The organism is Vibrio makurazakiensis, assembly GCF_050337375.1.
Taxonomy (GTDB): domain Bacteria; phylum Pseudomonadota; class Gammaproteobacteria; order Enterobacterales; family Vibrionaceae; genus Vibrio; species Vibrio makurazakiensis.
Genome location: NZ_JAKJSW010000050.1, coordinates 1 through 24,970, shown reverse-complemented (window position 1 = coordinate 24,970; position 24,970 = coordinate 1). Strand labels below are relative to the sequence as shown.

21 protein-coding genes and 2 tRNA genes are annotated in these 24,970 nt (G+C 41.9%); 10 read left to right on the top strand and 13 right to left on the bottom strand.

Going from position 1 to position 24,970, the window contains the following annotated elements:
- From L4C33_RS08045 to L4C33_RS08035, 3 genes are all read right to left on the bottom strand, one after another.
- A partial coding sequence (locus tag L4C33_RS08045; protein ID WP_428811915.1) for an isocitrate lyase/phosphoenolpyruvate mutase family protein occupies positions 1 to 588 on the bottom strand: 588 nt, incomplete at its 3' end.
- Positions 589 to 772: 184 nt separating this feature from the next.
- Entirely contained in the window at positions 773 to 2,350 is a 1,578-nt protein-coding gene (gene aceB / locus L4C33_RS08040; RefSeq protein WP_428811916.1) for a malate synthase A, read from the bottom strand.
- Positions 2,351 to 2,992: 642 nt separating this feature from the next.
- Positions 2,993 to 3,898 carry a hydrogen peroxide-inducible genes activator gene (locus L4C33_RS08035; protein WP_428811914.1) on the bottom strand — a complete coding sequence of 302 codons (906 nt, stop codon included), beginning with the start codon at positions 3,896 to 3,898 and terminating at the stop codon, positions 2,993 to 2,995.
- Between the two features lie 186 nt (positions 3,899 to 4,084).
- On the opposite strand from L4C33_RS08035, the gene L4C33_RS08030 reads away from it, so the two are divergent.
- The 5 genes from L4C33_RS08030 (at position 4,085) to L4C33_RS08010 (ending at position 8,395) form a co-directional block, all read left to right on the top strand.
- Entirely contained in the window at positions 4,085 to 4,693 is a 609-nt protein-coding gene (locus tag L4C33_RS08030; protein ID WP_428811913.1) for a peroxiredoxin C, read from the top strand.
- A gap of 294 nt (positions 4,694 to 4,987) precedes the next feature.
- On the top strand, positions 4,988 to 5,749 hold the full coding sequence (locus L4C33_RS08025) for a copper homeostasis protein CutC (protein WP_428811912.1): 762 nt from the start codon (positions 4,988 to 4,990) through the stop codon (positions 5,747 to 5,749).
- A gap of 101 nt (positions 5,750 to 5,850) precedes the next feature.
- Complete coding sequence (locus L4C33_RS08020; protein WP_428811911.1) at positions 5,851 to 6,798, top strand: LysR family transcriptional regulator; 948 nt, start codon at positions 5,851 to 5,853, stop codon at positions 6,796 to 6,798.
- A 115-nt stretch (positions 6,799 to 6,913) separates the two neighbouring features.
- Positions 6,914 to 7,699: a YadA C-terminal domain-containing protein gene (locus L4C33_RS08015; RefSeq protein ID WP_428811910.1), complete on the top strand. Its 786-nt coding sequence runs from the start codon at positions 6,914 to 6,916 to the stop codon at positions 7,697 to 7,699.
- A gap of 198 nt (positions 7,700 to 7,897) precedes the next feature.
- Positions 7,898 to 8,395 (top strand): hypothetical protein, encoded by a 498-nt coding sequence (locus L4C33_RS08010; RefSeq protein ID WP_428811909.1) that lies wholly within the window; start codon positions 7,898 to 7,900, stop codon positions 8,393 to 8,395.
- A gap of 28 nt (positions 8,396 to 8,423) precedes the next feature.
- Here the strand turns inward: L4C33_RS08010 and phoU are convergent, their stop codons facing one another.
- From phoU to L4C33_RS07990, 4 genes are all read right to left on the bottom strand, one after another.
- The gene (phoU, locus tag L4C33_RS08005) at positions 8,424 to 9,122 is read right to left on the bottom strand and encodes a phosphate signaling complex protein PhoU (protein ID WP_428811908.1); all 699 of its coding nucleotides are present in this window, start codon (positions 9,120 to 9,122) and stop codon (positions 8,424 to 8,426) included.
- 83 nt (positions 9,123 to 9,205) lie between these two features.
- Positions 9,206 to 10,024: a phosphate ABC transporter ATP-binding protein PstB gene (gene pstB, locus L4C33_RS08000; protein WP_428811907.1), complete on the bottom strand. Its 819-nt coding sequence runs from the start codon at positions 10,022 to 10,024 to the stop codon at positions 9,206 to 9,208.
- A 2-nt stretch (positions 10,025 to 10,026) separates the two neighbouring features.
- Positions 10,027 to 11,733, bottom strand: coding sequence for a phosphate ABC transporter permease PstA (gene pstA, locus L4C33_RS07995; RefSeq protein WP_489686431.1), 1,707 nt, complete (start codon positions 11,731 to 11,733; stop codon positions 10,027 to 10,029).
- 54 nt (positions 11,734 to 11,787) lie between these two features.
- Entirely contained in the window at positions 11,788 to 14,001 is a 2,214-nt protein-coding gene (locus tag L4C33_RS07990) for an ABC transporter permease subunit (RefSeq protein WP_428811906.1), read from the bottom strand.
- 203 nt (positions 14,002 to 14,204) lie between these two features.
- Here L4C33_RS07990 and ppk1 point away from each other — a divergent pair, with 203 nt between their 5' ends.
- Together ppk1 and ppx are read left to right on the top strand one after the other, a co-directional pair.
- Positions 14,205 to 16,313: a polyphosphate kinase 1 gene (ppk1, locus tag L4C33_RS07985; protein WP_428811905.1), complete on the top strand. Its 2,109-nt coding sequence runs from the start codon at positions 14,205 to 14,207 to the stop codon at positions 16,311 to 16,313.
- Complete coding sequence (ppx, locus tag L4C33_RS07980) at positions 16,291 to 17,826, top strand: exopolyphosphatase (protein ID WP_428811904.1); 1,536 nt, start codon at positions 16,291 to 16,293, stop codon at positions 17,824 to 17,826. Before ppk1 ends, ppx begins: the two co-directional genes overlap by 23 nt.
- Positions 17,827 to 17,878: 52 nt before the next feature.
- Here the strand turns inward: ppx and L4C33_RS07975 are convergent, their stop codons facing one another.
- The 3 genes from L4C33_RS07975 to phoB are packed head-to-tail and all read right to left on the bottom strand — an operon-like array spanning position 17,879 to position 20,845.
- On the bottom strand, positions 17,879 to 18,829 hold the full coding sequence (locus L4C33_RS07975; protein ID WP_428811903.1) for a PstS family phosphate ABC transporter substrate-binding protein: 951 nt from the start codon (positions 18,827 to 18,829) through the stop codon (positions 17,879 to 17,881).
- A complete protein-coding gene (gene phoR / locus L4C33_RS07970) occupies positions 18,826 to 20,121 on the bottom strand; it encodes a phosphate regulon sensor histidine kinase PhoR (RefSeq protein WP_428811902.1) in 1,296 nt (431 codons plus the stop codon). Before phoR ends, L4C33_RS07975 begins: the two co-directional genes overlap by 4 nt.
- 34 nt (positions 20,122 to 20,155) lie before the next feature.
- Positions 20,156 to 20,845, bottom strand: a complete 690-nt coding sequence (gene phoB, locus L4C33_RS07965; RefSeq protein WP_428811901.1) for a phosphate regulon transcriptional regulator PhoB — start codon at positions 20,843 to 20,845, stop codon at positions 20,156 to 20,158.
- Positions 20,846 to 21,035: 190 nt separating this feature from the next.
- Between phoB and rdgC the strand changes: the two genes are divergently transcribed.
- The 3 genes from rdgC to L4C33_RS07950 all read left to right on the top strand — a co-directional run bounded on the left by rdgC (position 21,036) and on the right by L4C33_RS07950 (position 23,766).
- Complete coding sequence (gene rdgC / locus L4C33_RS07960; protein ID WP_428811900.1) at positions 21,036 to 21,950, top strand: recombination-associated protein RdgC; 915 nt, start codon at positions 21,036 to 21,038, stop codon at positions 21,948 to 21,950.
- 155 nt (positions 21,951 to 22,105) lie between these two features.
- A complete protein-coding gene (gene trhP / locus L4C33_RS07955; RefSeq protein WP_428811899.1) occupies positions 22,106 to 23,509 on the top strand; it encodes a prephenate-dependent tRNA uridine(34) hydroxylase TrhP in 1,404 nt (467 codons plus the stop codon).
- Positions 23,510 to 23,511: 2 nt separating this feature from the next.
- The gene (locus tag L4C33_RS07950; protein WP_428811898.1) at positions 23,512 to 23,766 is read left to right on the top strand and encodes a YfhL family 4Fe-4S dicluster ferredoxin; all 255 of its coding nucleotides are present in this window, start codon (positions 23,512 to 23,514) and stop codon (positions 23,764 to 23,766) included.
- Positions 23,767 to 23,776: 10 nt separating this feature from the next.
- Here the strand turns inward: L4C33_RS07950 and mepA are convergent, their stop codons facing one another.
- From mepA to L4C33_RS07935, 3 genes are all read right to left on the bottom strand, one after another.
- Positions 23,777 to 24,607 (bottom strand): penicillin-insensitive murein endopeptidase, encoded by an 831-nt coding sequence (gene mepA / locus L4C33_RS07945; RefSeq protein ID WP_428811897.1) that lies wholly within the window; start codon positions 24,605 to 24,607, stop codon positions 23,777 to 23,779.
- A gap of 157 nt (positions 24,608 to 24,764) precedes the next feature.
- Positions 24,765 to 24,841: transfer RNA gene (locus L4C33_RS07940), tRNA-Trp, on the bottom strand.
- Positions 24,842 to 24,875: 34 nt separating this feature from the next.
- Positions 24,876 to 24,952 (bottom strand) — tRNA-Asp (locus L4C33_RS07935).
- Positions 24,953 to 24,970 lie beyond the last annotated feature (18 nt).

Sequence of the window (24,970 nt, the reverse complement as noted above, 5' to 3'; positions counted from 1 at the left end):
TTTTTTAACTGAAGCCAATTGGTCTTCAAAGTGAACACCTGCCGCACCTGATTCAATCATGTTCTTCATCAGTTCGTAAGCATTCAAAACACCACCAAAGCCAGCTTCCGCATCCGCTACAATAGGTAGGAAGTAGTCTATGCCGCCGTCATCTTGCGCTGTTTTACCAGCTGCCCATTGAATTTGGTCAGCACGTCGGAATGAGTTGTTAATACGCTTAACAACAGAAGGTACTGAATCTACTGGATATAGCGATTGGTCTGGATACATAGTAGAAGCAGTATTGTTATCTGCTGCCACTTGCCAACCAGAAAGGTAAATCGCTTCAATACCAGCTTTCGCTTGTTGAACAGCCTGACCACCAGTCAGTGCGCCTAGGCAGTTAACATAACCTTTTTTAGATGAACCATTGACTAGTTCCCAAAGCTTGTCTGCACCACGTTGAGCCAAAGTATTTGCTGGAACTACTGAACCACGTAGTTCTACCACTTCTTCTGCAGTGTAAGTACGTTTTACGTTTGCCCAGCGTGGGTTTGTTGCCCAATCTTTTTCCAGAGCTTCAATTTGTTGGCGGCGAGTTAATGTCATGGTCTATCCCTCTCATTCTGAGCGCTTCTTGCGCTTGGGTTCCTTTCCTTGATCAGTACAACTGAATCTGACTTCGAAAGCGGATGTTCACGTTATTGGATGTAATTATTTGTTATCGGTATTTCTTTGTATTGCTTCCTTAAGCTATGGAAGCTCAAGGAATAATTTTTCTCTTTGCATCTATTTAGGCTAAGAAGTCATAACCCGGTACGGTTAAAAAGTTCACAAGTTCATCGCTAGTTGTCAGGTCAGACATTAGTTTTGATGCTTCATCAAAACGTCCATGGTTAAAACGCTGCTCCCCTACTTCTTGTTCAACGACTAATAATTCTTCTGCAAGATAGTTTTCGAATAGAGACTTAGTCACTACTTGACCGTTATCCAGCTTCTTACCGTGTTGAATCCACTGCCAAATAGAAGCTCGTGATATTTCTGCGGTCGCGGCATCTTCCATCAACCCATAAATAGGTACGCAGCCATTTCCAGAAATCCACGCTTCGATATACTGCAGAGCGACACGAATGTTATGACGCATACCTTGCTCGGTAATTGCCCCATCACAAGGGCTGAGTAACTCTTGCGCCGTGATCGGCGCATCCTCTTTACGCCTAACATCGAGTTGGTTAGTACGACTACCTAACGTTTCATCAAATACAGCAATCGCGGTGTCGGCTAAACCAGGGTGTGCTACCCAGGTACCGTCATGCCCGTTGTTTGCTTCTAATGTTTTATCGTTATGTACTTTATCGAGCACTTGTTGATTCGCTTGTGCATCTTTTGCAGGGATAAAGGCGGCCATACCTCCCATAGCAAAAGCTCCACGGCGGTGACACGTTCTAACCAATAGTCTTGAGTAAGCATTTAAGAATGGTTTATCCATGGTGACTACTTGACGATCTGGTAACACTCGATCTGGATGCTTTCGTAGCGTCTTAATATAACTAAAGATGTAATCCCATCGACCACAGTTCAAACCAACGATATGTTCTTTAAGTGAAAATAGAATCTCATCCATTTCAAATACAGCAGGCAGAGTTTCAATAAGAACGGTAGCTTTAATGGTCCCGGTATCTAGACCAAAGTAATCTTCAGTAGCATGAAATACTTCACTCCACCATTTAGCTTCATGGTGACTTTGCAATTTAGGAATGTAGAAATATGGACCACTGCCTTTCTTTAAGAGCGTGCGATAGTTGTTGTAGAAATACAAAGCAAAATCGAACAAAGCACCTGGGATAATGTCTCCATTAAAAGTGACGTGCTTCTCTTTTAAATGCAGCCCTCGAACGCGGCAAATCAATACAGCAGGGTTTTGTGTTAGTTGGTAATGCTTGCCATTCGCTGGGTTGGTGTAATCAATAGTGCCTTCATTGGCATCACGAAGGTTCACTTGACCATCTAGTACTTTATCCCACGCTGGTGACATTGAATCTTCGAAATCTGCCATGAACACTTTCACATTGGCATTCAAAGCATTAATCACCATCTTGCGATCGGTCGGCCCGGTAATCTCCACTCGGCGATCTTGCAGATCATGAGGGATCCCTTGAATTTTCCAACTGCCCTCTCGGATATCTAACGTATCTTCTAAGAAGTCTGGCATTACTCCAGCGTCTATCGTTGCTTGTTTTACTTCTCTCGCTATCAATAGCTCGTCTACTCTTGGCGCGAACTTTTCACATAACAGAGATAAAAAGGTTTGGGCTTCTTTAGGGAAAATAGCTTGATGTTCTGGTGAAAGGGTACCAGTTACCTCAAGCATGCCTTTTTTGTTAGACGCTGTATTTTCATTAGTCGTGTTTTTGATTGTTGGTTCCGATGATTGAGCAAGCATAATCCCTTTCCTTTCCGACATTTGTAAGTTTTAAACTACAAAGAGATTCCACAATATTTTGCACTCTTTGCCGTTATCGTCTGTCTACACCTATTAAACTCGCCTAGCTAGAATTTGATTACAACCCTTTACTAACTAGACATAAGTCTTAACTGGCATGCATTTAAGTTACAACAAGAACCCATAGAGTAAAAGTTCTAAAGTTAACAAATAGTTAAATTCAAAGTTTTATTCGGTTGTAACTAAACCATTGAAAAACACTTAAAATTTACATGTAATTACGTAATTAAATTACATGTAAATTTTAAGCTTCATTACGTTTCAAACACTCGTTCGAAACAAAGGCTATGATATGAGTTTCTTAAAAAACAGGAACTTACCCCTGGAATAAAGGGGGCTTTTAAACAAGATGTGAAAATTGATGTGTAAAATGAGGTTTGTGAAGTTATTCGATTTTATGAAAGCTTCATCAAAATTTACTTGTAAAATTTTACAAGTTAAATAACACCAGCAGAATTAAATGCTAAAAAGCTCACCTGAAATAGTGAGCTTTTTACATAAGACCATTATCTAAAGCAGCTCAGAGACAACTTCAGCTAATTTATTAAAAGTTTCTCTTCGAGAAGAACTCGGACGCCACACTAGACCTATATCTCTATAAGCTTGTTGGCCGGGCGGATCGATAACGACTAAATTTTGATTTTCAAGCAAGCCATGATCTATCGCCATTTGGGGAATAAATGTCGTGCCTAAACCGTTCGCTACCATTTGAACAAGGGTATGTAAGCTTGTTGCTGTAAATGGATTAATTTTCTCACGTTCAGTCAACTTACAGGCTGAAACCGCATGCTCAGTTAAACAATGTTCATTTTCCAACAAGAACACCGACTCATCGGGTAAGTCATCATATTTAATAGGTACACGTATCCCATCCACTTGGTTTCGGCTAATCACCATACGAAATGGGTCTTGCCCTACCACTTTACTTTCCATATTGGCGATATCGACAGGCAACGCCAGGATCAATACATCTAATTCACCATGTCTTAAAGCGGCTAACAAATTCGTGGTCGTATCTTCTCTTAGTAAAAGGTTAAGTTGAGGGAAGCGTTGATTGGCTTCTTGTACTAAATCACATAACAGAAAAGGGGCGATGGTTGGAATGCATCCGACCTTAAGCTGCCCCTGCATCGTCTCACCTTGGCAAATTTTACCTAGTTCAACGAGATCTTGCCCTTTTGCTAACAGCTCTCTGCCATTTTGTACCACCAGCTCGCCTGCTTGAGTAAACACAAGTGGGCTCTTCTTATCTTTCTTCTCATATAAAGGGCAGCCGATTAACTCTTCTAAGTTTTGAATCCCTTTACTTAAAGTCGATTGGCTAACGAAACATCGATCTGCCGCATCACTAAAGTGCCGGGTTTCATGTAGAGTTACGAGATAGTGAAGTTGTTTTAGACTTGGCCACTTATTCATGCAATTACTCTGTCATATGAATGAGATAGGTTGAATTGATTACAGATTAGTCTTATCGCTTTTTTCGATTAACTTAATCTATTTAATTCGCTTTTTTCTATAGTAACTTTTGTACTATAGTTTGTCGCGTAGAAACGAAAGCCCAAACAAAGATGTTTGGACAACAATTTTTTAGGAGATTCCAAAATGGTACTAGTAGGTCGTCAAGCCCCTGATTTTACTGCAGCAGCTGTTCTAGGTAACGGTGAAATCGTTGATAACTTCAACTTCGCAGAATTCACTAAAGGTAAGAAAGCGGTAGTTTTCTTCTACCCACTAGACTTCACATTCGTTTGTCCTTCAGAGCTAATCGCTTTTGACAACCGTCTAGAAGATTTCCAAGCTAAAGGCGTTGAAGTAATCGGTGTTTCTATCGATTCACAATTCTCTCACAACGCATGGCGTAACACTGCCATCGAAGATGGCGGTATCGGTCAAGTTAAGTACCCTCTAATTGCTGACGTTAAGCACGAAATCTGTAAAGCATACGACGTTGAGCACCCAGAAGCTGGTGTTGCTTTCCGTGGTTCTTTCCTAATCGATGCTGACGGTCTTGTACGTCACCAAGTAGTTAACGATCTTCCACTAGGTCGTAACATCGACGAAATGCTACGCATGGTAGACGCACTAAACTTCCACGAGAAGAACGGTGAAGTTTGTCCTGCACAATGGGAAGAAGGTAAATCAGGTATGGACGCATCTCCAAAAGGTGTTGCAGCATTCCTATCTGAGCACGCTGACGACCTAAGCAAGTAATTACATTCTTAAGCCCGCGCTCAACTCGGGTGAATGGTTGGAAGTTCTCTTAGTAGCCATAGGCACAAGAAACATAAAGCAATAGCACAAAGTGCAGCGCCAATCAGTTAAGAAGTAAAGTCTTATAAAAGCCCGAAGTTAACGCTTCGGGCTTTTTCTTTATCTTCTCAAACCTTATGAAAATAGAGGTAACTCCAGTAGTAAACTTTACCCCTATTTCCTTTCCCTAACCTCTACCCCGCCACCACCTCTCATTGGTATTATCTTGGAAACCCCATAGAGTTTTTCCTAGCCATGACTATAGAAATTGAAGTTTGTATTGATAACCTTGAATCCCTACACAATGCTATTTTAGGAGGGGCCGATCGTATTGAGCTTTGCTCCTCGCTCGCTTTAGGTGGGTTAACCCCAAGCTTTGGAATGATGAAACAAGCTGCCAGTATTTCTACAGTACCTGTATATGCCATGATAAGACCAAGGCAAGGGGACTTCATTTTCGATAACGATGATATGCACTGTATGCTTAATGATATTGAAGCGAGCTCTTCGGCTGGGCTACATGGTGTCGTATTAGGGGTTTTAACCGCTGATGGGGGTATCGATATTCCTAAGATGCAGCAACTATCTGAAAAAGCACATGCACTGAAGTTAGGCATTACTTTCCATAGAGCGATTGACCAATGCTCTGATTACCAACTGGCATTGGAACAAGTCATTGAACTCGGATGTGAACGAGTTCTAACCTCAGGTCTTGCCTCCAATGCAGCTCTAGGTATTGATGTATTGGCTAATATGGTCACTCAGGCAAAGGGGAGAATCGATATTATGGCTGGCGCCGGTGTTAGTGCTGAAAACGCTATAGCAATCAAGAATGCAACGAAAGTTCCGGCTCTTCACCTGTCAGGAAAATCCACAAGACCTAGCGTAATGAACCAAAGTTCAAGTGCAAAAATGGGGAGTGACAATGTCGATGATTATCAAATTCCAGTCACGGACATCAACAAGATATCAGCGATTAAAGCCGCTTTATCCGCTTTATCCGCTTTATCCGCTTAGAATACATTACTCTGGCGATAACCTAACGAAAGAACACTGACTAATCTAAGCCACTGACGTATATTAAGTTTAGACTTACAGCAGACCTTTCATGGATAGATATGGCCAAAGACTTATTCAGCTCTCTCGATTTGAACCTTTTACGTACCTTTCTGGTTGTTTACCAAGAAAAAAACACCAGAAAGACTGCGGAGCGGTTATTTGTATCACAACCTGCAATCAGCCAAGCTTTACAAAAGCTTCGTCACCATTTTGATGACGAACTGTTTGTGAAGGTACACGGTGGCCTTCAGCCCACTTCATTTTGCACTGAGCTTGCCAATACAATAACGCCATACTTTCATGGCTTAGAATCCGCTCTCAATAAATCGAATCAATTTAAGCCTAGTGATATCGACCATAAGATCAGATTAGCATTGTCTCCAGTCGTACTAACCTGCCTTTCCGGTTCACTGTACAAGCGAATAAAAGCGCAAGCCCCTAACGCTCAACTAGAGTTGCTTAGCTGGAAGCCATCAACTCAAGAAGACATACAGAAAGGTACTGTCGATTTAGGTGTCAGCTATGTCATACCAAACTCGACAAAAGAAGTTTATGCCAAAAAACTCATTGACGTAACAGGGCGAATCTTTGTAAGAGAAGGACACCCAATCAAAAAATCGGTCATAGAACCGTTAGATATGGCGGGCTTTGAGATAGCCTCAATGATCTCTCCAGGTTGGAATGACAACTTTAGCTATGCCTCCCAAATATTAGATCGCTACTCAATTGAGCATAAGGTAGGTTTTCGTTCTGAGCTGATCATGGCCATTATCGATGTGGTACTTCACACTGATATGTATATGCCTCATTCCAACATCTTCCCTGTTGAAAACTATTCAGGCTTAAGAGCCGTAGACGTTTTAATAGAAGGTGAATTGTATAAAACCCCCATTCATGCTCACTTCCATGTAAAGAATCGTAATAACCCGATGATCACTTGGCTATTTTCTGAGATTCAAGAAGCTCTGACAGAACAAGCTGATAAGCACAACTTATCACAGATATAAAAAACACTACTTAGCCTAAAAATAATACACTGTTTAATATTCACTCCATCGACACGGAGTCAATACCAAACCAAAGTAAGGATGCTCAATATTCAAATTATTGAGAGTGTATTCAATGAAAAAATCAATTATTGCAGTATCTTTAGCCGCTGTATTTTCTGTTCCAGCTTTAGCTCAAGGCGAAGTTAGTAATCCAATTTGGAATGAACAACCAACTAACCCAATTGTACAAATACCAACTCAGCCTCAACTTCCAGTTCAACCTATATTACCTGCACCTTCTCAACCAATTGAGCAAGTGCCAAGTAACCCGATTGAGACTCCTAAACCTTGGCAGCCAATCGAACAGACACCAACTCAACCTCAGTTGCCTGTACAGCCAGTATTGCCTGCTCCATCTCAACCAATTGAGCAAGTACCAAGCAATCCAATTGAGACTCCTAAACCATCTCAGCCGATTGAACAGACGCCAACTCAACCGCCTGTAGATAACAGCCCTGATCGCCCAGCACCTGATTATGGCGATACGCCAGACATCTCTGGTCCAACAGAAGCTGAGCGTTCATCAGCTCTAGAAATGAGTCAAGCAGAGCTTCAAAGCAGCTTCGAAGCGATGGCTGTTGAATATAATGCCAAGTTTAATGACCACGCAGAGCAAATGGATGGTATTCGTGCGAGTTTACATGCCGTAACTAACGCTCGCCCATTTGTCACTAACGGTGAATTTGCTATCGGTGCCGGTGTCGGTTTTGCAGGTTCTAAAGAAGCATTAGCACTAGGTGGTGCATACGGAATTAATGAGAAGCTTAGTGTCTCTGGTACTTTCCACTATGAAACATCTGGTAAGTACTCATCTTCTGACGTTGCTGGCGGTGTAGGTCTTCAATACAACTTCAAATAGAACACTCTCTCCCTGCTAAGGATGGTGGGGAACCCCTAAAAAACAATTGAACGACAGTACTATAAGAATTAGTTATCAGCGCTATAACCCATTGGACTTAGCCGTAACCTAAACCAACATATAAAATTGTCGCTAAACAAAACGAATAGGGATGTACATAATGCCATGGCAGGCCACGATTACCTGGTGGTATTACAAATGAAATTTAAAACAACACTTCTCATAGCAGCTTTTGCATCTTTACCTACACTGGCTAATGCAAGWGGCCTTCACTTCTCTCCTGAGCTAAAAATAGGCGCATATCATGGCTTTGGTGCTCAAGTCGGGGTAACCGAAGTTGCGGAACTCGGCGCTATCTATCTAAGCTACTCTAATACTTGGTACGACAGTAACAGCTACGACGAATCTATCGATACCTACCGCTTAGGCGTTCAAAATATGTTTGGCCAAGAAAAGAAGCATGGTTTTCAAGCCGAGATCGGGATGGCGGATTATGATGGAGAACGTATTCGCTCTGGGGAATTAGAGCATAGAAGCGCTAARGGGCTTAGTCTAGGAGGCGCCTATGTTTACCAAGCAACGCAAAACATTGGTCTAAGAGCGGGTTTTGACATGAATTTCTTTGATCATCACAAAACCTACTCGTTTTACGATTCTACAATTAACTTAAATTTAGGTGCTGTATTTAGCTTTTAGCCCCGAATCGTACAGTTAAGAACTATCGCTACTTTAATGCGTCATCTAGGCTTTGATCACCTAGGTGAYGTACATCTTTCCCTTTCACAAAGTAAATGATGTACTCACAAATATTTTGGCATCGGTCACCAACTCGCTCAATCGCACGAGCAGACCACATTACCTGCAAAATATTAGGGATGTTTTTTGGGTCTTCCATCATATACGTCATTAACTGACGAATAACTGCCTCATATTCAGCATCTAATTTATCATCAAGTTTATGAACTTCAGCAGCGGCATCTACGTCCATTCGAGCAAAAGCATCCAAGACTTGATGAAGCATAGTGATTGCTTGACGGCATAAAGGTTCAAGAGAAACATGAAATTGCTGATCTTTAGCTGAGGGAGATTCGATAGCAACACGGGCGATCTTACTCGCGACGTCACCAATTCTTTCCAGATCTGTAATCGTCTTTATGATCGCCATAATTAAACGCAAGTCTTTTGCGGTTGGTTGGCGTTTAGCGATGATTCTGGTGCATGCTTCGTCAATAGATACTTCCATCGCATTAACTTTATGATCGTCACGAACAACTTTACGAGCCAATTCTTCATCCGCTTTATGTAGCGCTTGCATCGCAAAAGAGAGCTGTTGTTCAACTAACCCTCCCATGGTTAAAACATGCGTACGGATAGACTCTAGCTCAACATTAAACTGTCCCGAAATATGACGACCAAATTGCATGTTTGTTCCTTAATGAAAATTAGAGGCTGGATGAGGAAGCTAAGCTGAATATGAACTTAACACTACAGTAATACTAGATTCTATTAACCATATCGACCTGTAATGTAGTCTTCAGTTTGTTTTTTTAATGGTGATGTAAAAATTGAATCCGTATCTGAATACTCGATCAATTTTCCCATATGGATAAATGCAGTGTGGTCACTCACCCGAGCTGCTTGTTGCATATTATGTGTAACAATGACGACTGTATATTGAGTTTTTAATTCGTTAATCAATTCTTCAATCGTAAGAGTAGAAATTGGATCTAATGCTGAAGTAGGTTCGTCCAAAAGTAGCACTTCCGGTTCAATTGCGACAGCGCGTGCAATCACTAAGCGCTGCTGCTGACCGCCAGATAAGCCAAATGCATTTTCATGTAAACGGTCTTTTACTTCATCCCATAAAGCTGCGGCTCTCAATGAGCGCTCAACTGCATCATCTAATTGACGGCTATTACTTACACCTTGCAACCTAAGACCATACACCACATTTTCATAAATGGATTTAGGGAACGGGTTCGGTCTTTGGAACACCATCCCTACTCGTCTTCTTAAAGTAGCTACATCAACTTTAGGATGGTAAACATTCTTACCATGTAAGCGTACTTTACCGGAGACCTTACAGCCTTCCACCAAGTCATTCATACGGTTAATACAGCGTAAAAGCGTCGATTTACCACAACCAGATGGGCCAATAAATGCTGTCACTTGCCCTTTAGGAATTCGCATCGAAATATCATCAAGAGCCTGCGCGTCACGATAGAATAGATTAAGCCCTTCAATAGAGATCGCAGTTTCTTCATCACTCAGATTATTAACATCGAGTGGTGCTTGATAGCCTAAAGTTTCACTAATAGAAAACATGCTTAGTCTTGTCCTAAAGTTCGATATTTCTCTCGGAGGTTATTCCGAATATTAATTGCAGTTAAGTTTAACCCAACAATAACCGTTACTAACAAAAATGAAGTCGCATATACCAAAGGTCTAGCAGCTTCAATATTAGTCGTTTGGAAACCTACATCATAGATATGGAAACCTAAATGCATGAATTTCCTATCTAAGTGAACATAAGGGAACTGCCCATCCACTGGTAAACTTGATGCCAGTTTTACCACGCCAACCAGCATTAATGGGGCAACCTCTCCCGCAGCACGAGCTATCGCCAAAATAAGCCCAGTAATAATGGCAGGGCTAGCCATAGGTAAAACGATGCGCCACAGAGTTTCAAATTGAGTCGCGCCCAGAGCCAACGAACCATGGCGGACTGAGCTAGGAATTCGCGTTAAACCTTCTTCAGTCGTGACAATCACGACAGGTAACGTCAATACAGCTAGCGTAAGTGATGACCACAGTAGCCCTGGTGTACCAAAAGTCGGAGCTGGTAGCCTTTCTGCGTAAAACAATGAATCGATTGAACCGCCGATGGTATAAACAAAAAAGCCTAAGCCAAAGACACCATAAACAATCGAAGGAACACCGGCCAAATTGATGACTGCAATTCTGATTAAACGTGTGAAAGCGTTATTCTTTGCATATTCATGTAGATAAATAGCAGCAATAACRCCTAAAGGCATTACGACAATCGACATCAATATCACTAACAAAACGGTGCCGAATATGGCAGGAAACACGCCACCTTCAGAATTAGATTCACGAGGATTTTCCGACAAAAATTTCCATACTTGTTTCCCCCAATGCACCACTTTTTCCGCGTAGCTCATTTGATTTGGGAACCAAAAATCCAAAATATGGCTTAAGGGAATTTCAACTACAGTGCCGGTCATATCTTCGATCAATAATGATTCAACATTCAGCTGTTTTCTGAGTTTGTCCAGTAATTGCTCAGCTTCATCAAGCTCTATATTCAATTCAGCTTTGCGAGCTTCGTATTCAGCTAAATAGTCATCTGTCAGTTCATTATTGAGCTGCAATTTACGTTTATCTAAACGGAGCTGTTCCAGTTCCCAACTAATTCCGCGAATATTCTTATCAACGACCCTTTTGGTTTCATCTCTTAAAATCTCCGCAAACGCGAGACCTCTAATGAGTTCATGCTCGATGTTTTTAGTTCGAACACCTTCAACTGTTCGAAAGCCAACAGGTTTACCAAAGAAATAACCACCACGACTTCTCTCTATTACTGCCCATTCTTCTGGTGTCGTAACGTCTTTAAGGTTCACTTCTAGGATAGAAATAAAATCAGCTTGATAAAGCTCGCGGTTAGCAATTTTGATACTTAGGCGTTTAACCAACCCATTGTCTAGTGTCTCTTGCGGTAATAGTTTTTGCGCATCACCGACTTGCTCAACAGGAATATATTTACGCTCATACAACTGACCAATAATCACTTGGTTTAACTTTGTTTGATCAGCCCCACTTTGCTCAGCAAAAGGAACATCCGTCAAATTAGCAGCTTCGTTTACTTGCCATTGATATAAAGGCGCAGGCCAAAAATAAGTGAGCCCTTTCCACCCGATTAAAAGCATCAGCCCCAATACAGAAAGCATACTAATACTAACTGCCCCACCAGTCATCCACACCCAGGGGGCGCCCGACTTGAACCACTTCATCATGATTCAACTCGCTTCTGGTTGATTACTAGGATAGAGCGACTATCAAGATACAAATTACAAAGCACGATATTTATCTCTCAATCTTTGTCTTACCCACTCAGCAATGGAGTTAACAGCGAACGTAAATACGAATAGTAACAACGCAGCTAAAAACAATAGCCTGAAGTGAGAACTGCCTACTTCGGATTCCGGTAACTCAACAGCAATGGTTGCAGAAAGCGTGCGCATTCCCTCTAGGATATTCCAGTCCATAATTGGAGTATTACCCGTAGCCATTAACACGATCATCGTCTCACCAACCGCTCGCCCTAAACCCATCATAATAGCTGAAAATATTCCGGGACTCGCGGTCAACAAAACCACATAAATTAAGGTCTGCCAAGGTGTTGCACCTARCGCTAATGAGCCATCAGATAAATGCTTAGGTACTGAGAAAATAGCGTCTTCTGCAATAGTAAAAATCGTTGGTATTACGGCAAACCCCATAGCGAAACCAACCACTAAAGCATTGCGCTGATCAAAATCAACACCGTACTCCGCCAATAAGAACTTTAGGTCTCCGCCAAACAAAGCCGCTTCAATACTGCTACCAAATTTGAATACCAATAATATGGTAAAAAGCAAAACAGGTACCAGAATTAGTGGATGCCAACCACTTTGAAATCGTCCAACTATTCCCTTTGGTAAGCAGTGCCAAATTAAACCCACCAGCACAGTGCTTATAGGTAATAAAAATAAAAGAGAAACGACAGCAGTAAGATGCGTTTCAACAATCGGGGCAAACCATAACCCAGCTAAAAAGCCAATGATAACCGTTGGTAATGCTTCCATTAACTCAATAGAAGGCTTAACTACACGGCGCATTTTGGGTGACATAAAATAAGCCGTATACACTGCGCCGAGTACCGCAATTGGCACAGCAAACAACATCGCAAAGAAGGCCGCTTTTAATGTGCCGAAGGTAATAGGTACTAAACTAAATTTACTTTCAAAATCATCGTTTGCCGACGTGGACTGCCAAACATACTGAGGCTCAGGGTAACTTTCATACCAAACTTTTTGCCACAATGACGAAAATGAAATTTCAGGATACTCATTGTCGACTTTCGCAATGCTAATCACGCCATCAATCAGCGTTGCAAGGTGTAGTTCATTAGCAGACATTGCCGCAAGTGTCGGCGACTGATCAAAAGCGCGTTCAAACATTGAAAGCTTTTCACTGGTTGTGTAATGGCTTTGCAAAGTGCCATTTTCGTAAAAACTGTAAAAACCTTTACGATACGTATCCGGCAGTATGAACTGAACTTCAGAAGCAAGTTGAAAATCACGAATATGGGTGAGGCTACGTTTCTTATCACGAAGTACGTCAAACCATTGAGAGATTCGGCCATCAATATGGCTGACAAGTAATGAGTAAGCGCCCGACAATAGGTCAATACTTTTCACTGCGTGGTTAACATCACCCAAACTTAGGTCTAAAACCTCACGGACAACGAAGCGCTCTTGTTCTAATTTAAGAACTGAAAGTTCTGAATGTTCACGTAGATACAAAGAACTGCCATCTGGTGTTAATAATATTTGGCTTTGCTGACGAAACTCAGAGGATAAATATTGTGATGCGACCTCTTGGTAATTTCCATTCAATGCAGCGGTATACCACTTAACCAAAATCGTCCCATCATTGAGCTGAGCAACGATGGTAAGTTCACGACCGTCAACGGCAAACGAAAACTGTTCTATCACTCCCTTGCCATTAGCAAAAGGGATCGGGGTCGCTGAAGATTGAATGAACTGAATTTTGGGTAAAGATTGCTGACCCTGAATAGACAAGGGCCCATTAAATTCAGGTTGGAAGAGTTGAACTTCACCTAGAGTATTAGCAAAACCAAACCAATTTTCGGCGGGTGGCGCTTTGGCAAAAGCTATCGCCCCTTCTAGAATTGAAGTCGAAAAATAAGGCGTCGTACGTTTATTTTCTAATGCCCAAAAATCAACAGAACCTGATGAGTCGACAAGTAACGCATTGGTGCCATACTCATCAATAGATAATGCGATGGGTTGTTCAACCGAAACAGGTTGTACACGCTGGTCAGTTTCAAGGCCAGTATCAGAAAAGACGGGAAGTATGACCATCGCTAGATACACGAAGATCAATACCAAAGCAGCTAGAACACTAACACCACCACAAGTCACTGCGAAACGAACTAGACGATCTTTAAACCACCTCTTTTTGTCTCGTTCCTTTAATGAAAATTTGGCTTCGGCCATGTGTTTTATCTACCTTTTTTGAGCTATTTTCATAGTATGTCATTTAGATGACATTTATATTACAGGCCATATTAAACAACTGAAAGTAATGTAACTTTTACATTATGGCTTACTTGAAATAATATCGAAACATATCAAGCATACCCTGCACTCCTTTTCCACGTTGAGACACATCTAACTCTTCAGAAATCTAAGGATCAACCATGAACGCTGAAAAGCTCTATATCGAAAAGGAACTTAGCTGGCTATCTTTCAACGAGAGAGTTTTGCAGGAATCAGCAGATAAAACCGTTCCTCTGATCGAGCGCATTCGCTTCCTGGGGATCTTTTCTAATAACCTTGATGAGTTTTACAAAGTTCGATTTTCTGACGTGAAACGTCGCATTTTGATCAATCAAAAACACGGTGGGGACGACAATTCAAAGCATTTGCTGACGAAAATGCAAACCAAAGTGTTAAGGCTTAACCAACGTTTCGACGAGCTTTACAACGAACTGATATTAGAAATGGCTCGCCGTCGAATATTCTTAGTTAACGAAACACAACTCGATGAAGCTCAGCAAAAGTGGGTTAAAAAGTACTTCAAAAAAAAAGTACTACCGCATATCACACCACTGCTCATTACCGATGAAATCGACGTTCTACAATTTCTTAAGGATGAATACGCATACCTAGCTGTCGAACTAAAGCAGTTAGAAAAGTCTGAATATGCCCTATTAGAAATCCCTACCGACCACTTACCTCGTTTTGTGACCTTACCCGAGCACAAAAGCAAACAGCGTAAAACAATCATCCTACTCGATAACATTATTCGTTATTGCTTAGATGAACTGTTCCTTGGCTTTTTTGAATATGACTCGCTGAACTGCTACGCGATGAAGATGACCCGTGATGCCGAATACGACCTTAGCTATGAGGTAGAACACAGTTTACTTGAGCAGATGTCTGAAGGGTTAGGTCAACGGTTAACAGCCCTGCCTGTTCGCTTTGTCTATGAGCGAGACATGCCACCAGCAATGCTCAACTTCTTGAGTGATAAATTAGGTATTTCTAACTACGACAGCCTCATTCCAGGCGGGCGTTACCACAACTTTAAAGACTTTATAGCTTTTCCAAACATGGGCCGAGAGTACTTAGAAAACAAACCATTAGCACCAATGACATGCGCTGATTTTGATAATTACAGTAATCACTTTGATGCAATTAAAGCTCAAGATATTTTACTTCATTACCCGTACCACACTTTTAACCATATTACGGAGCTCGTGCGACAAGCTTCATTCGACCCAAAGGTATTAAGCATCAAAATTAATATCTATCGAGTCGCCAAAAACTCTAAGTTAATGAACTCAATCATTGATGCCGTACACAGCGGAAAAAAAGTGACTGTCGTCGTGGAGCTACAAGCGCGTTTCGATGAAGAGGCCAACATTGAGTGGGCAAAACTACTGACAGAAGCAGGAGTACACGTAGTCTTTGGCGTTCCAGGTCTAAAAATCCACTCTAAGCTACTGTTAATTAGTCGTAAAGAGCAAGATCAAGTGACTTACTATGCTCATATTGGGACTGGTAATTTTCATGAGAAGAATGCCCGTATCTACACTGATTTTTCTCTATTAACAGCTAACCATAAAATTGCCCATGAAGTGAAAGATGTCTTTGGCTATATTGAAAACCCTTACCGCTCTGTCAGCTTCGATTCGCTCATTGTCTCCCCCCGTAACTCTCGAAAAAAAATAAACCTCTTAATCGACAATGAAATATCCAACGCCAAAGCTGGTAAGAAAGCCAAAATCACACTAAAAATTAATAACCTCGTTGATAAGAAACTGATCAGTAAACTTTATCAAGCCAGTAGTGTCGGCGTTAAGATACGAATGGTTGTGCGCGGCATGTGTTCGTTAGTCCCGGGAATTGAGGGGATTAGCGATAATATAAAGATCATTAGCATTATTGACCGTTTCTTAGAGCACCCTAGAGTCATGATCCTACATAATGATGGTGATCCTTTGGTTTATTTATCATCTGCAGACTGGATGACGCGTAACCTAGACCACCGAATCGAGGTCGCGACACCTATTCTTGATCAACGATTAAAGCAGCGTGTGATAGACATTACCGAGTTCCACTTTACTGATACTGTAAAAGCGCGTTGGATAGACAAGGAAATGAGCAACACCTATGTTCCAAGAGGAAATAAAAAGAAACGCCGCTCTCAAATTGAAATATATGAGTATCTAAAACAAGTCGAGAAACAAACACGTAAAAGCCTGGAGAAAACCATAAACCATGAAACTACCAGTGAAGAGTGACCATAGTAACGCTCGGCATGTAGCAGCCATCGACTTAGGCTCTAATAGCTTTCACATGGTCGTCGCTAAGGTGGCGGGGCAAGAACTTCAGCTAGTTAGTCGACACAAACAACGAGTGAGGCTTGCGCTTGGCTTAGATAATCAAAAAAACCTAAGTACCAGCGCGATGGAGCGTGGGCTAGAGTGCTTGGCCATGTTCGCAGAAAGACTGGTGGGGTTTGAACTTGATAACGTTCGAATAGCGGCAACTCACACACTTCGCCAAGCAAATAATGCTCATATTTTCATTCAACGCGCGAAAGAAGTTCTCCCCTTTCCAATTGAGATAATCCCAGGAGAAGAAGAAGCTCGATTGATTTATTTAGGTGTAGCGCATACTCAACCCGAGTCGCACTCTAAGCTAGTAATTGATATCGGTGGTGGCAGTACCGAGCTTATTATCGGCCACGGCTTTAAAGCTAGCTTGGTCAACAGCAAACAAATGGGCTGCGTCAGTTTTAGCGAAAAGTATTTCCCGAATGGCATAATTTCTAAACATCACTTCATTAGAGCAGTGATTGCCGCCAAGCAAAGACTAGAACCACTGTCTTCCAAATATCGAAGAACAGGATGGGATCTTGCTTTAGGCTCATCAGGCACGATAAAGGCAATAAGAGAAGTACTATTAGGAATGGGTCACAGCGATGGTGTTATTTCACTAAAACGCTTAGATCAATTGGCTGACAAATTATGTGAATATTCTTCGACCGATAACATTAAGCTGTCTGGGTTAACGGATGAACGTAGACCCGTTTTTATTGCTGGAGTAGCGATCCTTAGTGCTATTGTCAGTGATTTAGAAATAGATAAGCTTCATTACTCAGATAGCGCCCTACGAGAAGGGCTCCTCTATGAAATGGAAGAACGCTTTAAACGCAGTGATATCAGAATGCGCACTGCAGAAAACCTGGCCAACAAACACCTTGTCGATTTAGAGCATGCGGAAAAGGTTCGCGAACAAGCAACACTACTGTTAAAGCAAACCCATAAACAACTTGGTATAAGCAAACATAACGAGCTATTTGACCTACTGAGTTGGGCTTCTTTATTGCACGAAGTGGGACTGAGCATTTCATTTCAAGGCTTTCATAAACATTCAGCCTACCTTCTTCGACACACGAATATGCCAGGCTTCAACAGTGAGCAAAAGTTGGTACTTTCAGTCCTAACTCGCTTTCAGAGAAAAGCACTGAAACTTCACGACATGCCTGAATTATCGCTTTTTAAACAACAGCATATTCTTAGCCTAATTCGCATTCTACGCATTTCTATTTTACTCAATGGGCAGCGTAATGACTTACCACTCCCGCGCATCGATATAGAGATAATCGATAAGGATCATTGGAGCCTTAAAAGTGATCAGAGTGAATGGTTAACCGAAAACAAATTATTATCAGCAGATCTGAGCCATGAACAAGAACTCTGGCGTAACGCTGAATGGCAGCTAAGTTTAGATACCACTAGAGCAACTTAAACGCTCAGTGGTGATATGAAAACAGCGATGTGGGTTATAGCGTCTATCTCAGCTATAACCCTACTTTCGCTAATTCCTGTTTGGCAAAGGATTTAGGGATCGACAGGTAGCCGTCTTTTTCAACTAATTCTTGCCCTTCCTGAGAAAATATAAAAGTCAGGAACTCACTCTCGACAGGGGATAAAGGCTTATTCGGATGCTTATTAACGTAAACAAACAAGAAACGTGATAATGGATATTCACCACTTAAAATATTTGCTCGAGTGGCATGCACGTATTTTTGACCGCTTTTAGTAATGGGAACTAATTTGACACCGGCGACTCGATAACCTATTCCCGAATAGCCAATACCATTTAACGAGGAAGCGACAGACTGAACCGTTGAAGCGGAGCCTGGCTGTTCGTTAACACGATTCTTAAAGTCACCGCCACATAATGCGTTCTGCTTAAAGTAGCCATAAGTGCCAGAGACTGAGTTACGACCAAACAACTGAAACTGACGATTCGTCCACGGTTGACCTAAACCTAATCCAGACCAAGACGTAATTTTTTCATTGGCGCCACAACGTAGTGTTTCTGAAAAAATGGCATCAATTTGCCTAAAATTCAGACCTTGCAAAGGATTATCTTTATGAACAAAAACACCAATTGCATCAATGGCAACACGCAGAGCTGTAGGTTTGTAACCGTGCTCGCGCTCAAAAGCTTCAATTTCGCGTAAACGCATTGGTCGGCTCATAGGGCCTAATTGGGCTGTTCTTTCTGTTAATGCCGGAGGTGCAGTCGCAGAACCTGACGCCTGAACTTGCGCGTTCACATTAGGATAGTAAGTCTTAAATTCTTCCATCCAAAGAGTCGTCATGCCAGCTAAGGTATCAGACCCCACCGACAGCAAGTTGCCAGAAACCCCTGGAATCTTCTTATAAGGTTCCAGAACTTCAGCCTTAATAGGCAAAGCCAAAAGGCACAAAGTAGCAATCACAGTTCGCACTCTACTGATCATACAGTTAACCGATTAGGTAAGGTAAATGAGAACGTACTTCCGACTCCCACTTCACTGTGAATCTCTAAATGTGAATCATGGTGGGTCAAGGCATGCTTAACGATAGCTAACCCAAGCCCACTGCCCCCTGTGTCTCGGGAGCGGGCTTTATCTACACGATAGAATCTTTCAGTTAAACGATGTAAGTGTTGAGGCTCTATCCCATCACCGGTGTCAGACACTTCTAAACAAGCGCCTTGGTTGGTTTGATACCAACGAACGTTAACTTTAGCGCCAGCTGGTGTGTACTTCACAGCGTTGTAAACCAAATTAGAGATAGCACTTCGTAACTGATCTTCATCAGCTAAGACTCGCAGACTACTATCAATATTAAAATTAAGCTGATGACCAAGATCGCCACTTAAACTTGCAGCTTCTTTCTCTAAGACTTCAAGCATCGCAGGGACATTCACAACTTCATCTAGTTCATGCATTGGTGCAGCTTCAATTTTCGATAGCGTCAATAACTGATTAACCAAGCTATTCATTCGATTCAACTGCTCAGTCATCACCCCATGCGCTTTTGGCCACATAGGACCAACCACCATCTCAGGATCTTCAGTCATTTCAAGGTAACCTTGAAGTACTGTCATCGGCGTTCGAAGTTCATGCGATACATTAGCAAAGAAATTACGGCGCATTCCCTCAAGCTGCTTCAACTGAGTTACATCACGCACCACCATCAAATGCTCACCTTCGGTATAAGGTACGATACGTAATTCAAGCATGCGCTCTACATTCAATGGTGACGGCATTTCTAGTGGTTCAGAAAAATCTTGGCGATTAAGATACTTAATAAAATCCGGAGTTCTAATTAGGTTTGAGATAGGTTGACCAGAATCGTCAGGCCAACGGAAGCCCAATAAGTGCTGAGCAAGTTTATTGCACCACACAATATTGCCTTCACCGCGGAATACTACGACCGCATCAGGTAAAGATTCCGCACCATTTCGAAATCGTCGAATGAGGTTAGTCAGCTCTTTGCGTTTTTTCCGTTGGCGCTGCTGTATACGATAAATACCATTAAACAGCGATTCCCAATTCCCCGTACCTGACGGAGGGGTTAAACGCTTTTCATCCCATATCCAGGCTGACAAACGCAACTGATTATGTAAATGCCATCCAAGCTGCAAAGCCGTGGCCACTAACAGTAACCACGGCATATAACCGAAAATCCATCCTACAAATACCCAGGGGGCGTAAAAAAAAGCCAGCTCCCAAGCTAGCTTTTTCCAGGTTAACCTTTCAACCATTAGTAACTCCGTTGTCGGCTACACAATTTCTCTATTAAGCTTTTGTCGAGAAACGGTAACCAGCACCGCGCACAGTTTGAATCAGCTTGTCATGTCCAGCCGCTTCTAGTGCTTTACGTAAACGTCTTATATGAACGTCAACGGTGCGATCTTCTACATATACATTTGTTCCCCAAACGTTGTTTAGCAACTGCTCTCGGCTGTAAACACGCTCTTGGTGGGTCATAAAGAAATGCAGCATTTTAAATTCTGTTGGTCCCATATCGACAGGACCTTCACTTGCGGTTACGCGGTGAGAAACAGGGTCAAGTTTCAAACCTTGTACATCAATAACGTCTTCTAATGCCGTTGGGGTTACTCGGCGAATAACTGCTTTTAAGCGAGCAACTAATTCTTTTGGTGAAAACGGTTTAGTAATGTAGTCATCCGCGCCGACTTCAAGCCCGCGAACTTTATCTTCTTCTTCACCACGAGCCGTTAGCATCACAACAGGGATGTTGCGCGTTAACTCTTCACGCTTCATATGCTTGATGAAGTTAATACCGCTACCGCCAGGAAGCATCCAATCTAGCAGCACTAGATCTGGGAAAGGTTCACATAAATTGGTTACCGCCGTATCATAATCTTCGGCTTCTACCGTTTGATAACCTTTTTGTTCAAGAACAAAACACAACATTTCGCGAATGGGTGCTTCATCTTCAACAACCAGAATCCTTCTCGACATAATTGAAAACCTTTGTAATTAATCAACGCATTGCATTATCAGTTTTAATTATGACACTTTTGTGACCTTTGCAAACAAATTTTCATATAACTGCCTCACAGCGTTCACTTTTAATTTTTAGATATCATCTAAGACAAACGTTGTGAAATCTCCTATTATGAGCGTCTTACAAAAAGGTCAGAGAAATAATATGTGGTTTAAAAATTGCCTAGTTTATCGTTTCAATCGTGAAATCGAATTCAACGCCGATCAGCTAGAAAAACAACTTGAAGAATTCCGTTTTACTCCGTGTGGCAGCCAAGACAAACAGAAGTTTGGCTGGGTTCATGCTATGGGTAGACATGGCGATATGATGACGCACGTATCAGAAAACCGCATTCTTATTTGTGCTAAAAAAGAAGAAAAAATGCTGCCAGCATCTGTGATAAAAGAGTCATTGAATGCAAAAGTGGATACTCTAGAAGCAGAATCTGGAACTCCGCTGAAAAAGAAAGAAAAAGACAGCTTAAAAGAAGACATCATCATCGATTTGCTACCACGTGCATTTAGCCGTAGTAACTTCACTTACGCACTCATCATGCCGAAAGAAGGTTTCATCGTAGTTGACGCGAGTAGCTATAAAAAAGCGGAAGATGTTCTTGCTCTATTACGTAAAACAATGGGTAGCTTACCTGTTGTACCAGCGATTCCAGAGCAAGCTATTGAAACAACTCTGACTGAATGGGTTCAGTCCGGTGATACCCCTCAAGGTATTACAATGCTTGATGAAGCGGAGTTAAAATCGATTCAAGAAGACGGCGGTATTGTTCGTGTTAAAAAACAAGAACTAGAAGCTGACGAAATTAAAAACCACATTGAAGCTAACAAAGTCGTGACTAAACYAGCAATCAATTGGCAAGATCGTATTGAGTTCATACTAGGCGACGATAGCAGTATCAAACGCCTTAAATTTTCAGATGAATTAAAAGACGAAAATGATGATATCCCACGTGAAGATCAAGCAGCTCGCTTTGATGCTGACTTCTCTCTTCTATGTGGTGAGTTCAGCGTATTCTTACCGAATATTTTTGAAGCTCTAGGTGGACTTCCTCACCCTGAGGCATAAATAGCCACTTCCCAATAAACTAAAAAGCCAGTGACATTGTTACTGGCTTTTTAGTTTATCCTTTCGTATTGAAGGGATTTAGCGTAAAATTTGCGCCCCTTTGATATCACTTGGTGATATCACCCTGACTTGAGATCAGATTAGAGAAAGAAGCAATGACTACACAAAAACCATTTGTACCAGAACTATTATCACCGGCAGGAAGCCTTAAAAACATGCGTTACGCATTTGCCTATGGCGCAGATGCAGTATATGCAGGCCAGCCGCGTTATAGCCTTCGTGTGCGCAACAACGAGTTCAACCACGAAAATCTGCAGATTGGTATCAACGAAGCACATGCTCAAGGTAAAAAGCTTTACGTTGTATGTAACATTCAGCCACACAACTCTAAATTAAAGACATTTATTCGCGACCTTAAACCTGTCGTAGAGATGGGCCCTGACGCTCTAATCATGTCAGATCCTGGTCTTATCATGATGGTTCGTGAATCATTCCCTGAAATGCCTATCCACCTTTCAGTTCAAGCTAATGCCGTAAACTGGGCGACCGTGAAATTCTGGTCAACTCAAGGTGTTGAGCGTGTCATTTTGTCTCGTGAACTTTCACTTGAAGAAATCGAAGAGATCCGTGAACACTGCCCAGAAACAGAGCTAGAGATCTTTGTTCACGGTGCATTATGCATGGCTTACTCTGGTCGCTGCCTACTTTCTGGTTACATGAACAAACGCGATCCAAACCAAGGTACGTGCACTAACGCTTGTCGTTGGGAATACAAAACTGAAGCAGCGAAAGAAGACGAAAATGGTCAAATCGTTGAAGCAAACCCTACAGGCGTAGCTATTCAAGATGTAGTTGTTCAAGACGAACGTCCAGACAACACACTAGGCCTAGGAAAACCAACAGATGAAGTTGTTTTACTGTCTGAGGCTCATAAACCTGAAGAGAAGATGGCAGCTTTTGAAGATGAGCATGGTACTTACATCATGAACTCTAAAGATCTACGTGCGATCCAACACGTAGACCGCTTAACGAAGATGGGTGTTCACTCTCTTAAAATCGAAGGTCGTACTAAGTCATTCTACTATTGTGCTCGTACCGCTCAGGTTTACCGTAAGGCGATTGATGATGCTGTAGCAGGCAAACCATTCGATGAAAGTCTAATGGGTACTTTAGAAAGCTTGGCTCACCGTGGTTACACTGAAGGCTTCCTACGCCGTCACACTCACGACTCATACCAAAATTACGAGTACGGATATTCAATTTCTGACACTCAGCAATTCGTTGGTGAGTTCACAGGCAAGCGCCGTGGTGACCTAGCGGAAGTTGAAGTTAAAAACAAATTCTTAGTTGGCGACAGCTTAGAAATGATGACGCCAAAAGGTAATGTTGTCTTCAAGCTGGAAGTAATGGAAAACCGTAAGTCTGAAGCAGTAGAAGATGCAAAAGGTAATGGTCACTTTGTGTTTATTCCAGTACCAGCAGATCTAGACCTAGAATTCGGACTACTAATGCGTAACTTGAGCGAAGGCCAAGATACACGTAACGCATCAGGTAAGTAATAATGGCGTTGCTTATTCAAGATAGCTGTATTAACTGCGACATGTGTGACCCAGAGTGTCCTAATGGTGCAATTACTATGGGGGAAGAAATCTACGAGATTGACCCTGCGCTATGTACTGAATGTAAAGGGCACTATGATAAGCCAACGTGCCAATCTGTTTGCCCTATTACCAAGTGTATTATTACTGACCCTAAGAATGTAGAAACAGAAGAAGAGCTTCTAGAGAAGTTTGTTATCATTCAAGGTATGACGTAGTTACTAGCTGTTAGTAATCCAAAATAGCCTGACATTGTTCAGGCTTTTTTATATCCTTTTTTCTAGGCGGTAACTTAGCTTTAGGCTCATTAGGTTTAGGCCTCCAACTAGCGACCTCTTCCCCACACCCATCCCCTTTTGGCGGTAGTGCTTGGTCTATACATAAGCTATCTTTTTCTGGGCACTTCAACCTGACATGCATATGGGAATTATGGCCGAACCATGGTCTTACTTTCCTTAACCACTCAGTACTTTCTCTTTCCGTTGCACAAAGCTTTTCTTTGATCACTGGGTGAACAAAAATTCTTGATACTTGATCATCACTTGCTGCAGCCTTAATTAAAGAAAAATGTTGTAAGTGCCAGTTTTTGTCATCAATCTTATAGTTTTCGATATCGACGAGACTTATTGCCTTCGGTTTATCTATAAATGATTGGGGAAGTGAAGCTTCTGGCAACCTATACCATATATCGATATCCAGCCCGGTTTGATGACTGCGATGACCTGAAGTAAATAGTCCACCTCGCGCCATACCAATATCAGCGATAAGTATTTGTTTAATACCGAGCGACTGAGTCCTTTGAATTAATGAATCAAGGTAGTCGATGGTGGAGGAATGTCCAAAATATCGTTTACGCTGAGGCCTCAGAACCTGATAACCATCCCCTATAGGAGGCATTATCTGCGCACCTGAAAGACAGCCATTAGAATAACTACCAACAGAATAAGTCGAGCCGGTAGTCGGTTCTTTAACCTGACTCCACTCATTAGATAAGCTTGGTAAGCTCACCATAAGCAAACTTACTGTAATTGATGGGCGTAACAATTCAGATAACGTCATATCAGTCTCAAATAAGTATCTAACAATGACTATGAGCTGAGCTTATTATTGATTCAAGAGGGTATAGAGAGGAGCTTTAAGTGGCTCACATAGAACGCAAGTATCTGTAAGAGAGAAAGTAAAAAAGGCTCTAGTCTTTCGACTAGAGCCTTAAATATGGCAGGGGTGGAGAGATTCGAACTCCCAACACGCGGATTTGGAATCCGCTGCTCTGCCAATTGGAGCTACACCCCTATCTCAGTTTTAAAGAGCTGAAACTCTGAATAAGTGGCGGAGTGGACGGGACTCGAACCCGCGACCCCCGGCGTGACAGGCCGGTATTCTAACCAACTGAACTACCACTCCGCAGTGGTCAACTCACTA

Bases quoted from the DNA above. Each gene is read 5' to 3' on its own strand.
- phoR (WP_428811902.1), bottom strand. From the start codon at position 20,121: ATGGTTGAAAGGTTAACCTGGAAAAAGCTAGCTTGGGAGCTGGCTTTT.
- ppk1 (WP_428811905.1), top strand. From the start codon at position 14,205: ATGAACGCTGAAAAGCTCTATATCGAAAAGGAACTTAGCTGGCTATCT.
- L4C33_RS08020 (WP_428811911.1), top strand. From the start codon at position 5,851: ATGGCCAAAGACTTATTCAGCTCTCTCGATTTGAACCTTTTACGTACC.
- ppx (WP_428811904.1), top strand. From the start codon at position 16,291: ATGAAACTACCAGTGAAGAGTGACCATAGTAACGCTCGGCATGTAGCA.
- mepA (WP_428811897.1), bottom strand. From the start codon at position 24,607: ATGACGTTATCTGAATTGTTACGCCCATCAATTACAGTAAGTTTGCTT.
- trhP (WP_428811899.1), top strand. From the start codon at position 22,106: ATGACTACACAAAAACCATTTGTACCAGAACTATTATCACCGGCAGGA.
- phoB (WP_428811901.1), bottom strand. From the start codon at position 20,845: ATGTCGAGAAGGATTCTGGTTGTTGAAGATGAAGCACCCATTCGCGAA.
- L4C33_RS08025 (WP_428811912.1), top strand. From the start codon at position 4,988: ATGACTATAGAAATTGAAGTTTGTATTGATAACCTTGAATCCCTACAC.
- L4C33_RS08015 (WP_428811910.1), top strand. From the start codon at position 6,914: ATGAAAAAATCAATTATTGCAGTATCTTTAGCCGCTGTATTTTCTGTT.
- L4C33_RS08030 (WP_428811913.1), top strand. From the start codon at position 4,085: ATGGTACTAGTAGGTCGTCAAGCCCCTGATTTTACTGCAGCAGCTGTT.
- L4C33_RS08035 (WP_428811914.1), bottom strand. From the start codon at position 3,898: ATGAATAAGTGGCCAAGTCTAAAACAACTTCACTATCTCGTAACTCTA.
- pstB (WP_428811907.1), bottom strand. From the start codon at position 10,024: ATGTTTTCTATTAGTGAAACTTTAGGCTATCAAGCACCACTCGATGTT.
- L4C33_RS07975 (WP_428811903.1), bottom strand. From the start codon at position 18,829: ATGATCAGTAGAGTGCGAACTGTGATTGCTACTTTGTGCCTTTTGGCT.
- L4C33_RS07950 (WP_428811898.1), top strand. From the start codon at position 23,512: ATGGCGTTGCTTATTCAAGATAGCTGTATTAACTGCGACATGTGTGAC.
- aceB (WP_428811916.1), bottom strand. From the start codon at position 2,350: ATGCTTGAGGTAACTGGTACCCTTTCACCAGAACATCAAGCTATTTTC.